The organism is Nakamurella sp., from assembly GCF_044224575.1.
Lineage (GTDB): Bacteria > Actinomycetota > Actinomycetes > Mycobacteriales > Nakamurellaceae > Nakamurella.
Genome location: NZ_JBGAKE010000011.1, coordinates 179,176 through 194,032, shown reverse-complemented (window position 1 = coordinate 194,032; position 14,857 = coordinate 179,176). Strand labels below are relative to the sequence as shown.

11 protein-coding genes and 1 pseudogene are annotated in these 14,857 nt (G+C 71.0%); 5 read left to right on the top strand and 7 right to left on the bottom strand.

The features are described from left to right. A partial coding sequence (locus ACILSK_RS14640; protein ID WP_395727897.1) for a hypothetical protein occupies window positions 1–272 on the top strand: 272 nt, incomplete at its 5' end. A gap of 91 nt (window positions 273–363) precedes the next feature. Here ACILSK_RS14640 and ACILSK_RS14635 read toward each other — a convergent pair. The 5 genes and pseudogenes from ACILSK_RS14635 to leuS all read right to left on the bottom strand — a co-directional run bounded on the left by ACILSK_RS14635 (window position 364) and on the right by leuS (window position 7,471). Then, a pseudogene (locus tag ACILSK_RS14635) lies at window positions 364–1,886 on the bottom strand (APC family permease). Between the two features lie 119 nt (window positions 1,887–2,005). Beyond that, window positions 2,006–2,791 (bottom strand): alpha/beta fold hydrolase, encoded by a 786-nt coding sequence (locus ACILSK_RS14630; protein ID WP_395727896.1) that lies wholly within the window; start codon window positions 2,789–2,791, stop codon window positions 2,006–2,008. Between the two features lie 61 nt (window positions 2,792–2,852). Continuing rightward, the gene (locus ACILSK_RS14625; protein WP_395727895.1) at window positions 2,853–3,431 is read right to left on the bottom strand and encodes a hypothetical protein; all 579 of its coding nucleotides are present in this window, start codon (window positions 3,429–3,431) and stop codon (window positions 2,853–2,855) included. Window position 3,432: 1 nt separating this feature from the next. Further along, entirely contained in the window at window positions 3,433–4,521 is a 1,089-nt protein-coding gene (locus tag ACILSK_RS14620) for a lactonase family protein (RefSeq protein ID WP_395727894.1), read from the bottom strand. A 43-nt stretch (window positions 4,522–4,564) separates the two neighbouring features. Further along, window positions 4,565–7,471 (bottom strand): leucine--tRNA ligase, encoded by a 2,907-nt coding sequence (gene leuS / locus ACILSK_RS14615; RefSeq protein WP_395727893.1) that lies wholly within the window; start codon window positions 7,469–7,471, stop codon window positions 4,565–4,567. A 423-nt stretch (window positions 7,472–7,894) separates the two neighbouring features. On the opposite strand from leuS, the gene ACILSK_RS14610 reads away from it, so the two are divergent. Continuing rightward, window positions 7,895–8,380 carry an SdpI family protein gene (locus ACILSK_RS14610; RefSeq protein WP_395727892.1) on the top strand — a complete coding sequence of 162 codons (486 nt, stop codon included), beginning with the start codon at window positions 7,895–7,897 and terminating at the stop codon, window positions 8,378–8,380. A 34-nt stretch (window positions 8,381–8,414) separates the two neighbouring features. Here ACILSK_RS14610 and ACILSK_RS14605 read toward each other — a convergent pair whose 3' ends face one another. Next, entirely contained in the window at window positions 8,415–8,987 is a 573-nt protein-coding gene (locus ACILSK_RS14605) for a YqgE/AlgH family protein (protein WP_395727891.1), read from the bottom strand. A gap of 177 nt (window positions 8,988–9,164) precedes the next feature. Between ACILSK_RS14605 and ACILSK_RS14600 the strand changes: the two genes are divergently transcribed. Genes ACILSK_RS14600 through ACILSK_RS14590 form a run of 3 tightly spaced genes read left to right on the top strand, consistent with a single transcriptional unit; the run spans window position 9,165 to window position 13,299 of the window. Continuing rightward, window positions 9,165–10,583: an MFS transporter gene (locus tag ACILSK_RS14600; protein ID WP_395727890.1), complete on the top strand. Its 1,419-nt coding sequence runs from the start codon at window positions 9,165–9,167 to the stop codon at window positions 10,581–10,583. 38 nt (window positions 10,584–10,621) lie between these two features. Next, window positions 10,622–12,262 carry a protein kinase domain-containing protein gene (locus ACILSK_RS14595; protein WP_395727889.1) on the top strand — a complete coding sequence of 547 codons (1,641 nt, stop codon included), beginning with the start codon at window positions 10,622–10,624 and terminating at the stop codon, window positions 12,260–12,262. A 14-nt stretch (window positions 12,263–12,276) separates the two neighbouring features. Further along, entirely contained in the window at window positions 12,277–13,299 is a 1,023-nt protein-coding gene (locus ACILSK_RS14590) for a PASTA domain-containing protein (protein WP_395727888.1), read from the top strand. 40 nt (window positions 13,300–13,339) lie between these two features. Here the strand turns inward: ACILSK_RS14590 and ACILSK_RS14585 are convergent, their stop codons facing one another. Further along, window positions 13,340–14,812, bottom strand: a complete 1,473-nt coding sequence (locus ACILSK_RS14585) for a CCA tRNA nucleotidyltransferase (protein WP_395727887.1) — start codon at window positions 14,810–14,812, stop codon at window positions 13,340–13,342. Between the last annotated feature and the right edge of the window lie 45 nt (window positions 14,813–14,857).

Sequence of the window (14,857 nt, the reverse complement as noted above, 5' to 3'; positions counted from 1 at the left end):
GGGACGACACTCCGACCGTGTTCGAGGACCCCCCGGTGAGCTTCACCTTCGACCGACGGCAGTACGAAGACCTGCTGGCCGAGCTTCGCGCTCGATTCGACCCGTCGGAGGGCGATGGTTCGCCGCCGCCCGGTGGTCCGGCGCCCGGTGGTCCGGCGCCCGGTGGTCCGCCGCCCGGTGGTCCGCCGCCCGGTGGTCCGCCGCCCGGTGGTCCGGCGCCCGGTGGTCCGGCGCCCTCCGAGGGCTCGAACCGACCCGCCCCGCGCGGATGAAGTCGTCAACCCGCGTCACACCCGTGACATTAGGCGCAAGTTCAGCCGCGCCGGCGTAGATGATCCGCGCGGCACGGGGGCGGAGAGGGCCTCAGTTGCGGGGGCCGGGTTCTTCGATGATCTCGGAGCGGTCCCGCCAGCGGCTGGGCGAGATGCCGAGCTTGCGGTTGATCAGCACGGTGACGAAGAACAGCGCCACCCCCAGCACCAGCAGCGCGCCGGCGACGACGTACTGGGTCGACGACCTCCCGGTCAGCGGCGTCACCAGGTACAGGCAGGTCATCATGCCGATGATCGGCAGCACGGTCGGTGCCCGGAAGTACTTGCCGGCCGGCACGTCCCGCCGCAGCACCAGCACGGCCAGGTTGACCACGGTGAACACCCCGAGCAGCAACAGCGCCGTCGTCCCGCCGAGCACGATCAACCCGAACGCGAGCGACGATCGCCGTCGTCGGCGCGCAGCAGCAGCGCCGTCGTCCCGCCGAGCACCGCGACGACGTCGGCGCTGCCCATCGACACGAACACGATCAACCCGAACGCGAGCAGCGTGGTGAAGACGATCGCCGTCCACGGGGTGCAGCGCTTCGGGTGCACCTTGCCCAGCACCGGCGGCAGCACCCGCTGCCGGGCCATCCCGTAGATCAGCCGGCTGGCCATCAGCATGTTGATCAGCGCGGAGTTGGCCACCGCGAACATGGAGATGAACGGCAGCAATGTGTCGATCGGCAGGCCGGGGGCGCCAACCTTGACCACCTCGACCAGCGGGGTGTCGCTGGCCGCCAGGTCGCCCACCGGGACCAGCGCGACGGCGGTGATCGACACCAGCACGTAGATGATCCCGGTGATGGTCAGGCCGGTCAGCATCACCCTGGGGAAGATCCGGACCGGGTCCTTGGTCTCCTCGGCCATGTTGACCGAATCCTCGAAGCCGACCATCGCGAAGAACGCCAGCGAGGTCGCGGCGGTCACCGCCAGGAACACGTTCTTGTCGTCCGGGGTGTCGAAAGCGATCACCCGGGAGAAGTCGAAGTCGGACCCGAAGAACGCGTAGAACCCGACCATGATCACCAGCAGCAGCCCGGACAGCTCGATGAGGGTCAGCACGACGTTGGCCTTGACGCTCTCACCGACCCCGCGGAAGTTCACGATCGCGACCAGCGCCATGAACCCCAGGGCGATGAGAACGATGCCCCAGGTGCCGGGCTCGAAGCCGAAACCCTTGGCCAGGTTCGCGGCGAATGCGCGGGAGGCGGTGGACGCCGATGTGATGCCCGAGCACATCACCACGAACGCGACCAGGAAGGTGAAGAAGTGGATGCCGAACGCCTTGTGCGTGTACAGCGCGGCCCCGGCCGCCTGCGGGTATTTGGTGACCAGCTCCAGGTAGCTGAACGCGGTCACCGTCGCCACCGCGAACGCCACCAGGAACGGCAGCCAGGCCGCCCCGCCGACCTCGGCGGCGACGTCACCGGTCAGCGCGTAGACCCCGGTGCCCAGGATGTCGCCGACGATGAACAGGAGCAACAGTTTCGGGCCCATCACCCGTTTCAGCTCGGGCCCGTCAGTTCCGTCTGCCGCAGTGGCCGATCCCGATCCCGACTCGTGTTGCGTCATCCCGGCACCGTCACCTTCGTCAAGGCACATTCGTCGAGGCAAACCTCGGATGGGCCGTCGTCGCTCGCCGGCTCGGCCCGGGATTACCCGGTCCGGGCGGACGGCAAACACTCGCCGGGTCAGCCGCCGCGAACGAGGGAGGCGATCTGCTGCGGGTGGGTCATCGGCAGCCCGTAGTGCGAGGCGTCGGCCAGGATGTGCGTTCTGATCAGCCGCGACCGGGCGGCAGCCCGCCGGGCCGCGGCCCGCGCACTGTTCACCCGGCCGCGGCCGGCGAAGATCGCCGTGGTCGGCGCGGTCAGGGCATCGAAGGCCGAGCCGGGCGGGATCCTGGTCGGCACCGTCGAGGTCAGTCCGAACGCGTCCGTGCCCAGCGCGGTCAACGCGAGCCAGTCCTCGTTCAACGGCACACCGCGGGTTTCCCACCGGATCAGCCCGGTCCGCTTCTCGCCGGAGGGACGCATCATCACCGGCGTCGCCCGGAAGATGTAGCCCTTGAGCAGCGGGGCGAAGCACATCGTCGGGTCGAGCAGGGTCAGTCCCGACACCCGCGTCGGCTCGCCGAGTGCGAAGTCAAGGGCGATCCACGCCCCGTACGAGTGGCCGACCAGGTGCGCCGCGGCCGCCTCCAACCCGGACAGCACCGAGGCCAGCCAGCGGCGCAGTTCCGCCGACGTGTCGATCGCCGCGCTGCCGGCGACGCTGCCGCCGGGCAGGTCCACGGCGTGCACCCGGTGGTCCGCGGCCAGATCGTGGGCCAGCGGGTTCCACTCGGCCGACGTCGCCCCGTAGGCCGCCAGCAACACCACCGGCCGACCCGTCGCGGGGCCGCACGAGTACACCCGGGTCGTCCCGAACTCCGAGGTCAAATCGGTGACGGCGGTGCCCGGCGGCCAGCGGAGCATCGCCTCGTCATACGCGGCCAGGAAGGCGGCCCGGTCGCGGGCGCGGTCATCCGATCGCCACTCAGCCGATCCCCACGATGTCGCCGAGCCGGATCGTCGAGGCATTCCGCGCCACCGACCGGTAGCCGCGCGCGCCGAAGTCCAGGTCCACCAACGCCCGCCGCACGGCGTCGTCCACCACCGGAGACGGCTCCTGGCGCAGGCAGAACCGGCTGAACTCGACACACGGCTCGGCCTCCCGGACGTCGTGCAGCTCGAGCGGACCGTCGGCCGTGAAGACCGTCGCCACCGGCGGCAGACCCAGCCGGGCGAGTCCGGCGGGCGCATCGAGAAGGACGGTCTCCCCGGCGATCCCGTCCACGACATGCTCGCCGTAGCGCGCCCGTAACGCCGCATAGTCACCGGTCCCCATGAACAGCACGCCGGCCCGACCCTTGCGATCCCGGGACTGCGGGTGGTCCTGATGGTGCACATCGAGGATCTCCTCGCCGTCACCCGTGACGCCGAGGACGCCGCGCGGTCCGGCCACCAGCCGGTCGACCGGCACGATCGCCTCCGGCCCGTAGCTGCGCAGCGGGGCCCGGCCGACCTTCACCGGGCCGCGCTGCACCTGCAATCGGACGATCCGGTAGTCCGCCATGTCAACTCCGCTCGGTGGGCGAGTCCGGGATGGGCAGCACCTGGGTGGGGCTGGGCGTGTCGAACCGGCTGGCCGTGCCGCTCAGCGCACCGGTCCGGAGGTCCAGTCGCAGCACGGTGATCGAGTCGCTTTCCTGGTTGGCCACGTACACCCGGTCACCGGTCACCGTCAGGTCGCGCGGATGCTCGCCACCGCAGGGGATCTCGTCGATGAAGTCGAGGCGGTCGCGGTTGACGGCGAAGGACGCGACCGTGTCCGGACCCCGGTTGGCCATCAGCACGTACCGTCCGTCGGCCGTCCGGCCGATGCCGCTCGGCGCCGCGGGCCGTTCGGTGACGGCCGAGCCCTCCCGGACATCCAGCACGGTCAGCGCACCGGTCGCCCGATCGAGCTCCAGCAGGGCGATCTCGCCGGTCAGCTCACCGGCGACGGCCACCCGGTCGCCGGGGAGGGTGACAAGGTGTCGCGGTCCGAAGCCGGCCGGCAACGCCGACGACGTCAGGGCGCCGAGGGTCGCCGCGACCGGGTCCAACCGGTAGCCGGCGATCAGGTCGGCCCCGAGATCGGCGACCAGGACCAGGGTGTCGTCGGCAAAATACACCATGTGGGCGTGCGGGCCGGCTTGCCGGTCGGCGTCCGGGCCCGATCCCTGGTGCTGCACCAGATGGCTCAACTCGGCGATCCGACCGTCCGGGCGGATCCGGTGGACGGCCACGCTGCCGGAGGTGTAGTTCGCGGTCACCAGGACCCGGCCGGTGGGGTCAACGGCCAGATGGCAGGGGTGCGCACCGCCGGTGGTCACCGACCCCAGAACACCCAGTGCCCGTCCGCCGGCCGACAGCCGCATCGCCCACACCTGACCGTCGGACTCCTCGCCGGCCGCGTACAGGTGCCGCCCGTCCGGATGCCAGGCCAGGTAGGACGGGGACGCCGGGCGCTCGGTATCCGACGCGCCGGCTATCGGTTCGGCCATGTCCTGGTCGGTCAACAGGTCCCATCGCCCCGACTCCGGGTCGTGACCGACGATCTCGATCCGCCGTCCACGGCCACCGGCGCCGAAGGTGTAGCAGCCGATCACGAACTTGGGCATGGGCCTGGCCTCGTCACTGGTCGGATTGGTGGACTCCGCCTGCTCAGGGCACGATCGAGACCATCTTGCCCGGCACGACGACCACCTTGCGCGGCGTCGCCCCGGCCAGCAGCTCGACGATCCGTGGCTCGGCCAGCGCCGCCGCCTCGATGTCGGAAGCGGCAGCTGTCATATCCACGGTGATCCGGCCGCGGACCTTGCCCTTGACCTGGATCGGGTACTCGACCTGCTCGGCGACCAACAGCGCCGGATCGGCCTCCGGAAACGGCCCGTGCGCCAACGACTCCGGGTGCCCCAGCCGCGCCCACATCTCCTCGGCAATGTGCGGGGCCAGCGGCGCCGTCATCAGCACCAGCGCCTCGGCCACCGGCCGCGGCACCGGAGCACCCGACTTGGTCAGGTGGTTGGTCAACACGATCAGCTTGGCGATCGCGGTGTTGTAGCCCATGGCCGCGTAGTCGGCGCGCACCCCGTCGATCGTCCGGTGCAGCAGCCGCTGCGTGTCCGGATCCGGTTCGGCGTCGGAGACGACGGTGTCCCCGGTGTTCTCGTCGACGACCAGCCGCCACAGCCGTTGCAGGTACCGCTGGGAACCGACGACGTCCCGGGTTTGCCAGGGCCGGGACATGTCCATCGGTCCCATGCCCATCTCGTACATCCGGAACGTGTCGGCACCGAACCGCTCGCACATCTCGTCCGGCGTGACGACGTTGTTCAGGGACTTGCCCATCTTCCCGTACTCGCGGTTGACCGGCCGGCCCGCATGTTCGAAGCGATCCGGGGCAACCTCGACCACTTCATCGGCCGGGACGTACAGACCGCGTTCGTCGGTGTACGCGTAGGCCTGGATGTAGCCCTGGTTGAACAGCTTGCGGTACGGCTCCTCGCTGGACACGTGGCCCAGGTCGTACAGCACCTTGTGCCAGAACCGGGAGTACAGCAGGTGCAGCACCGCGTGCTCGACGCCGCCGACGTACAGGTCGACCCCGCCCGGGTCGTTCGGCCGGTCGGGGTTCTTGCCCATCCAGTACCGCTCGACCTCCGGATCGCAGAAGGTCTTGTCGTTGGTCGGGTCCAGGTAGCGCAACTCGTACCAGCACGAGCCGGCCCACTGCGGCATGACGTTCAACTCGCGGGTGTAGGTCTTCGGGCCGTCACCCAGATCCAGTTCCACGGTGGACCATTCGGTCGCCCGGGCCAGCGGCGGCACCGGTTGGGACGTCGCATCCTGCGGGTCGAAGGACTGCGGCGAGTAGTCCGACACCTCGGGCAGGGTCAGCGGCAGCGCCGCGTCGGGCAACGAGATCGCGACGCCATGCTCGTCGTAGACGATCGGGAACGGCTCACCCCAGTACCGCTGCCGGGAGAACAGCCAGTCCCGCAGCTTGTACTGCGTGCGCGCGTGGCCGACGCCCTTGGCCACCAGCCAGTCGATGATGGTGGCCTTCGCCGCCGCGACATCCAGCCCGTTCAAGCTGATCTCGTCGTTGGCACTGTTGATGGTCGGGCCCTCGCCCGTGTAGGCCTGGTCCGCCGGGTGGTCGGCCGGCGGCTGCACGGTCCGGACAATCGGCAGGCCGAACGTGGTGGCGAATTCGAAGTCGCGGGTGTCCTCGGCCGGTACCGCCATGATGGCGCCGGTGCCGTAGCCCATCAGCACGTAGTCGGCGACAAAGACGGGTAGCGGTTGGCCGTTGACCGGATTCGTAGCGAAGGCACCGGTGAAGACGCCCGTCTTCTGCTTGTTCTCCTGACGATCCAGGTCGGACTTGCGGGAGGCCGCCAGCCGGTACGCGGCGACCGCCTGGGCCGGCGTGCCGGCGCCGCCGGTCCACCGCTCGTCGGTGCCCTGCGGCCAGCCGGCGGTGGTGATCGCATCGACCAACGGGTGCTCCGGCGCCAGCACCATGTACGTCGCGCCGAACAGCGTGTCGGGGCGTGTGGTATAGACGTCGATCCCGCGGGATCCCCTGTCACTCAACGTTTCACGTGAAGCATTGGCCACCGCGAAGCTGATGGTGGCGCCGGACGACCGGCCGATCCAGTTGCGCTGCATGGACTTGACCGACTCCGGCCAGTCCAGCCGGTCCAGGTCGTCCAGCAACCGGTCGGCGTACGCCGTGATCCGCATCATCCACTGGCGCAGGCTGCGCCGGAAGACCGGGTAGTTGCCGATGGCGCTGCGACCGTCGGCGGTGACCTCCTCGTTGGACAGCACCGTGCCCAGCCCGGGGCACCAGTTCACCGGAGCCTCGTCGATGTAGGCCAGCCGGTAACCGGCCAGGACCTGATGCCGCTCGACGTAGGTCAGCTCGGCCCACGGCCGGCCGTCCGGCGTCGCGCGGGTTCCCGCGACGAACTCCTCAATCAACGCGGAGATCGGCCGGGCGGTGGCGGCAGTCTCGTCGTACCAGGCCTCGAACAGCTGGGTGAAGATCCACTGCGTCCACCGGAAGAACTCCGGGTCGGTGGTCGCGACGCTGCGTCGCTGGTCGTGCGCGAAGCCCAGCCGGCGCAACTGCGCCCGGTAGCGGGCGATGTTGGCCTCGGTGGTGGTGCGCGGATGGGTGCCGGTCCGCACCGCGTACTGCTCCGCGGGCAGGCCGAACGCGTCGTACCCGATGGTGTGCAGCACGTTCCGGCCGGTCATCCGCATGAATCGGCCGATCACGTCGGTGCCGATGTACCCCAGCGGGTGGCCGACGTGCAGGCCGGCGCCGGACGGGTACGGGAACATGTCCAGCAGGTACAGCTTGTCGGCCGGCACCGGGGCGCCGTCGGCCGGGGCCAGCGGCCCCTCCGGATTGGGCGCCTCGAAGGTGCCTTCCGCCTCCCAGCGGTCCTGCCACCGGGCCTCGATGCGGTTCGCCAGCGCCGCCGTGTAGCGGAACGGCGGGGCCGAATCCTCGCCGGACGCGTCCCCGACCGTCGTCTCGCTCTGCGTCGTCATGCCGTCTGCTCCTGCTTTCTCACCGGTACGGGATGTGCCCGTGCTGATCGCACAAAAAATCCCTCCTGCGGGACAGGAGGGATCGCCGCGCTCGCCGAACCGCTGGACACGATCCGATCAGCGCGGCCGGAAAAGAAGCAGGGCCACCGCCATGCGCGGGAGTCTACTCTGCCGGTCCGCTCGAGATCACCGGCTTTCGCGGCCGCGGGCATCGGGACGGTGGGCCTCGGCGCCTGGCACTGGGAGGCGCAGGCCCGGCCGCGGCTGGCCGGGCTGACCGACGTCGAGTACTCCTTCGAGCCGGTGCCCGGTTGTTGGTCGGTCCGGTCCGGCTGACTCGTCGGCGACGGTGGCCCCGCGACCCGCCGCCGGTGGGACCCGGTTCGGCGACCGGCCGCTCCCGGGCCGAATAGGATGGTCGCCGTGTCGACCGCGTCCCTCGCCCTGACCATTCCGTTGGCCGTCGTGCTGCTCCTGCTGGCCGGGCTGTCCGGCACCGTCGGACTGCGCGGTCGCGCCGGCGCGTTGACCCGGGACGGCCGGATGGGTGTGCGGACCCCCGCCAGCATGGCCAGTGACGAGGCCTTCGCCGTGGCGAACCGGGTCGCGGCGCCCGTCGCGCTCGGCGCCGCGGCGATCGCCGCGCTGCTCGCGGTCCTGATCCTGGTCCTGCCGGTGTCATCGGTGGTCGCGCTGATCCTGTTCGTGGTCGCCCTCGCCGCGGCGTTCGCGCTGCTGCTGGCCGCCGGGGTGCTCGGCGACCGGGCCGCCCGGCACGTGCCGATTCCGGCCCGCCGGCCGGCCGCCGGCGGGGCCGGCTGCGGCGGTTGCGGCTGCGGGGGCGGCGGCTGCAGCAAGTTGACCCGCACCACCGAACCCGCCGCCGAACCGGCCGCCGGCTCGGCCTGACCCGCCCGGCCGCGCCTGGCCCAGCGGCAAGGGTTCAGTTCCGGGTGGGGTCGCCGGGGTGGTACGCCAACAGCGACCTGGGGTAGGGCTGGCGCCGGAGCACGCTGAACCACAGGTCGGTGCGGGGTCCGGCCAGCACGTCGTCCGGCAGGCCCGGCACCACGTACCAGGAACCCTCGACGATCTCGTCCACCAGTTGCTCGGCGTCCCATCCCGCCCGGCCGGCGTAGATCCGGATGCCGCGCAAGGACTGGGCGATCACCGCCGGATCGCTGTCCAGATCCACCAGCACGACCGGGCCGGTGACGCCGACCACCCCGGAGACCTGCCGCGGGTCGGTGCCGGTCCGGCACACGCCCAAACACATCGCAGCCGACGTCTGCACCGGTCCGCCGGCAAACACCGCGTGCGGTCGGGCGGTGTGCGTGGCCCATGACGGCAGCACGTTCTGCACGGCCGTCTCGCTCGGCCGGTTCAGAATCACCCCGACGGTTCCTTCATCACTGTGCGCCACCAGGTACACGACCGTGCGCCGGAAATTGGGATCACGCAGCCCCGGGGTGGCGACCAGCAGCATCCCCGCGCGCAGCGAATCGATCTCCGTCAACGCGCCTCCCTCCTCGGGATCGCCGAGAACTGATCGCCGATGGGCGTTGATGCTTCGCTCGGCAAGCCTCCGTCATCGCGGCTCATTCTCCGTTCCGCGGCGTCGACGCGCGCTCCGAACATCGGCCCGGCGACCGCCGGACGGGAATCTCCCAGCCTTCGCGCGTACCGTTCGACCGTGACCGCAGGACCGCCGCCCCCGGTGACCCGTGCGGCCGCTCGCCCCTCGGTCCGGGGTCTGCGGCACCTGCTGCGGGTGCGCGCGCTACGCCGGCTGGTGTTCGTCCGGTTGCTCAGCTCCTTCGGGGACGGGGCGTTCCAAGGCGCGCTGGCCGTGCTGGTGCTGTTCAGCCCCGAGCGCAAGTCCGACCCGGCCGAGATCGCCCTCGGCTTCATCGTGCTGCTCCTGCCCTACTCGCTGATCGGGCCGTTCGCCGGTGCGTTGCTGGACCGATGGAGCCGGCGCCGGGTCATCGTCTGGGCCAACCTGATCCGGTGCCTGCTGGTCGGGATCGTCGCCGTGCAGATCGCCGCCGGGCTGCCTTACATCGTGCTGTTCGTCACCGCCCTGCTGATCACCGGCGTCGGCCGGTTCGTCGGGTCGGGGCTGTCGGCCTCCATGCCGCACACGGTCGCGAAGGACTCGCTGGTCGGTGCCAACGCGCTGGCCACCACGTCGGGGGCCATCGCCACCGCAGCCGGCGGTGGGTACGCGATCGCGTTGCGCGGCCTGCTGGGTGACTCCAACGGCCGGGTCGCGATCGTCACCGCCACGGTGCTGATCTTCTATCTGGCGTCCGCGGTAATCGCCACCCGGTTCCGGCTGATGGAGCTCGGCCCGGACGAGACCGACGAGCCCGCCCAGACCCTGCGCGCAGTGCTGCAGGGCTTCGCCAGCGGCCTGCACCACGTGATCGCGCGGCCGACCGTCGGGCTGGCCGTGCTGGTGGTGATGGCCGTCCGGTTCAACTTCGGCATGTGCACGATGGTTGTCCTGCTGCTGTTCCAGAAGCACTTCACCGAACCGCTCTGGGTGCTGCGGCCGGGTCCGGCGGGCATCGCCGAGGTGCTGGCGATCGGCGCGCTCGGCGTGTTCACCGGCGCCGTGATCACGGCGCCGGTGGTCCGGCGGCTCGGCCGGACCCGCTGGCTGGTGATCCTGCTGACGGTGGTGTCCGTGCTGGTGCTGGTGTTCGGAAGTCGGTTCACGATCTGGTCGACCCTGGTCACGACCTTCGCCGTGGCCTTCGCGTACCAGTCGAGCAAGGTGTGCATGGACTCGGTCGTCCAGGCCGATTCCGACGACGCCTACGTCGGCCGGGTGTTCGCCCTGTACGACACGGCCAACAACCTGGCGTACGTGCTGGCGTTCTGCCTCGGCGTGCTGATCGTGCCGCCGCAGGGTGACGGGCTCGGCGCGGTCGTGCTGGTCACCGTGGTGTTCCTGGCCACCGGCTGGGGCTACGGATGGGCGATGCGTCGGCTGATGCGGCGGCCGGGTCGGCCGGTGACCGTCGTCGCCCACGCCGATCCCGGCGGTCCGGTCGAGCTGACCGATCACCCGACCGCTGGCCCGGGCGGCCAGGCCCAGGCCTGACTCCGCTACCGAGCGCAATCGATCCCTATACTGCGCCCGTGGGGGGCGACGGACTCGACCCTGGCGACGAGATCGCCGGCTACCGGGTGGAACGCAGCTTGGGTGCCGGTGGCATGGGCATGGTCTATCTGGTCCTGCAACCGAGCCTCGGAAAGCGGTTCGCCCTCAAGTTGCTGCCGTCGTTCCTCACGAACGAGCCGGAATTCGTCGGCCGATTCGAGCGGGAGATGCGGACCGTCTCCAGGCTCGACCATCCGCACATCGTGGCCACCACCAATGCCGGCACCTCCGACGGGCGGGTCTGGTACACGATGACCTACGTCCGGGGCATCGACGCGGCGGAGGCGATCCGGCGTGCACCGGACGGGCTGCCGCCGGACCGGGTGATCGGCATCGTCGATGCCATTGCCGACGCCCTGGACTTTGCCCACCGGCACGGGGTCGCCCATCGGGACGTCAAACCGGGCAACGTGCTGCTCGGCGACGACGGCCGGGTCTTCCTCACCGACTTCGGTATCGCCAAGGTGGTTGGCGAGACATCGACGATGACGACCTTCCAGCCATTCACCGCCGACTTCGCCTCACCCGAGCAGGTGGCCAACGAGGCCGTCGGAACGCGGACCGACATCTACTCGCTCGGCGCCACCTGTCACGCTCTGCTGACCGGGCAGGTGCCGTTCCCGGGGGACCACACGGCAAAGATCTACGGGCACCGTCACCTGCCGCCGCCCCGGCCCAGCGTGGTCCGGCCGGTCCTGCCGCCCGGCGTCGACCGGGTCATCGCCACCGCGATGGCCAAGAACCCGGCCGGGCGGTACGGCACCTGCGTCGAGTTGGCCGGTGCGTTGCGTCAGTCGCTCGCCGCCGCCGCGGCGACCCAACTCGCGCCCGACCCGGGCGACCGGCCGGCCCCGGCGGCCGACACCCGGGTCCCGACCCCGACCGGTGGGGTTCGCCCGAACCTGCCGGAGCAGCCGTCCCGAACCGACTCCCCGCAATCCTGGAAGCCCGCCAACCGCGGGCGACGGTGGATCGTCGTGGCCGCCGCCACCGCCCTCCTGCTGGTCGGCGGCGGCTACGCGGTCCAGACCACGCTTGGTGGTCGCACCGGGGGGACGGCGGCCGCCCCCGACGTCGCCGCGACCGGATCGACGGAGTCGGCCGACGATGGAGGCGCGGCGGCGACGCAACCGTCCCGGGCACCGAGCGCCACGTCGCCATCGGTCACCGCGACGTCAGCGGCGACCGGGGCCACCGGCGGGTCGTCGGGCACGGCCGTCGTCCCCCTGCAGTCGCTGCTCAGTCCGGCCCCGGCGGCCCGCTCCGGCACGTCCGGTGACGTACCGGTCGCCGGCGCGGCCGCCGTCGAACTCGGCCCGAGCAACTGCCCGAACGGTTCCCAGCGGTACTCCGTCGGCGTCGGCTCGGGCCTGCAACGGATCACCGGTACGTTCCTGATGTCCGACAATGCCGACCCGGACACCCGGACGCAGGTCACCGTCACCGCCGACGGCGTCCCGGTGGCCGCCAAGACGGTCGCCCCCCGGGCGGGCGCCACCATCGACGTCGACGTCCGCGGGGTCCGCGATCTCACCATCGACCTGGCCACGGCCGGATCGGGCCCCTGCGGATCCGGCGACTACCTCGTCTTCCTCACCAACGCGCTGGCCTACCGATAACAGTGGAGCACCCCATGAAGCTCGTTACCCGCATCGCCCTCGTCGTGCTCCCGACCGCTTTACTACTCGGCGCCTGTGGTTCGGGCGGCACCGCCACCACGGCCGACTCGCCGGCCGCGACGGCATCGGGCGCGACCACGACCACGACGTCATCGGGGTCGCCGACCGCGCGCACCACCGGCGCCACTTCCAGTTCCAGCCCCGTGCCCAAGGTGATGCCCGACTACACCGGCCGGCAGCTGGCCGAGGCCCAGGCGGCGCTGGCCGAGTACAACGTCCAGATCAAGACGGTCAACCGGATCGACGCCCAACCGGCCGGCACCGTCATCGACCAGGATCCGGTGGCCGGTGCGCCGTTCGCCCAGGTGGTCACCCTGACCGTGTCGACCGCTCCGGCGACCGTGCCCGACGTCACCGGCAAGACCTACCGGGAGGCGGAGGAGACGCTGACGAAGGCCGGGTTCACCGTGACCGAGAACCCGATTTTCGACCAGCAGAAGGCTGACGGCCTAGTCACCGCGCAGAACCCGCCGGCCGGGACGGCCAACACCGCCGATGTCACTCTCGACGTCGTGCGCCGACCGGTCGTGGCCTATCTGGCCGACATGCAGCCGGTGTCGGTGGATCGCATGAGCTACCCGACGACGGGGACGACGAAGGCGAATGGCAAGTCGTACAGCCACGGCCTGCTGATGACCCCCCCGGGCAGCGGCATCGGGACGGTCGAATACGACTTCTCCCGGCAGTACCGCAAGCTCAGCGGCGAGCTCGGCCTGGACGACAAGTCGGACAGTGCCGCGATCGGCAAGGTCGAGATCTACGGGGACGGCCGGCAGTTGCTCGCCCAGGACGTCCCGTTCGGCACGACCACCCCGGTCGACCTGGACGTGACCAACGTGCTCCGGATCAAGATCACCGTGGCCTCGGTGGACGGCAAGAGCTCTATCGTGTTCGGCGACTTCGCCGCTCAGGGCCTGCAGTCGGAGGTCGGCGCCTCCGGCTCGCCGTCCCCGACCTCGACGACGGCGAGCCGCTGACCTGCCGGCCGCGGCCACCTGAGGGGCGCGGCCGGGGCGGCTACGGGACGATGCCCTCCCGCCGGGCCCAATCCAGCAACGCCGCTTCGGCAGCCGCCGGGTCGAGCGGTCCCCGCTCCAACCGCAGCTCCTTCAGGTGGGCCCACGCCCGGCCGACCAGCGGGCCGGGAGGGATGCCGAGCAGCGCCATGATCGCGTTGCCGTCCAGGTCGGGCCGGACCCGGGCCAGGTCCTCGGCGGCGGCGAGCTGGGCGATCCGTTCCTCCAGCGAGTCGTAGGACCGTTGCAGGGCCGCCCGGCGGCGCGGGTTGCGGGTCGTGCAGTCGGCCCGCACCAGCTTGTGCAGCCGGGACAGCAGCGGACCGGCGTCCGTCACGTAGCGGCGAACCGCTGAATCGGTCCAGGCGCCGGTGCCGTAGCCGTGGAAGCGCAGATGCAGATAGGTCAGCTGGGCAACGTCCTCGATCAGCGCCTTGGGCATTCGCAGGGCCCGCAACCGCTTGCGAGCCAGCTTGGCCCCGACCACCTCGTGGTGGTGGAAGCTGACGCCGTTGCCGGGCTCGAACCGGCGGGTCGCCGGCTTGCCGATGTCATGCATCAGCGCGGCCCACCGCAGCACCAGGTCCGGGCCGTCGGTCTCCTGGGCGATGGCCTGCTCGAGCACCGTCAGGGTGTGTTCGTACACGTCCTTGTGCTGCAGGTGCTCGTCCCGCTCCAGCCGCAGGGCCGGCAACTCCGGCAGGATCCGGTCGGCCAGGCCCGTGTCGGTGAGCAACCGCAACCCGTCGACCGGGTGCACGCCCAGCATCAACTTCTCCAACTCGGCGCCGACCCGCTCGGGGGTGATCCGGTCGATCTCACCGGCCATCGCGGTCATCGCCGTCACCACCCGTGCGGCCGGACGGAAGCCGAGCTGCGAGACGAACCGGGCCGCCCGCAGCATTCGCAACGGGTCGTCCCGAAACGACTGCTCGGGGGTGCCCGGCGTGTCCAGCACCTTCTCGGCCAGCTGGGCCAGCCCACCGAACGGGTCGGCGAACACGTGCCCGGGAACCGACACCGCCATCGCATTGACCGCGAAGTCGCGGCGCAGCAGGTCGCCGTCCAGGGTGTCGCCGAAGGTCACCACCGGGTTGCGGGTGTCGCCGTCGTACAGGTCGGACCGGAAGGTGGTGATTTCCACCCGGAACCCCGCCTTGGCCACACCGACGGTGCCGAACTCGATGCCGGTCTGCCAGATGCTCTCCGCCCAGCCCTTCACCAGCGTCAAGACCCGCTCCGGGCGGGCGTCGGTGGTGAAGTCCAGGTCGTCCTCGAGGCGCCCGAGGAGCGCGTCCCGCACGGAACCGCCGACCAGATGCAACTGGTGACCGGCCGCGGCGAACCGGGCGCCGAGGTCATCGGCGACCGGCGCGATGCGCAGCAGGTCGGCCACCGCCGTCCGCTGAAGTTCGGACAACCGGCCGCCGACGGTGGGGGATGCCGGCAGCGAGGCACGCGGCGAACTGGACACGACGGGCCAGTCTATCGACTCCTGCGCCCGCTGCCGGACCGCCCG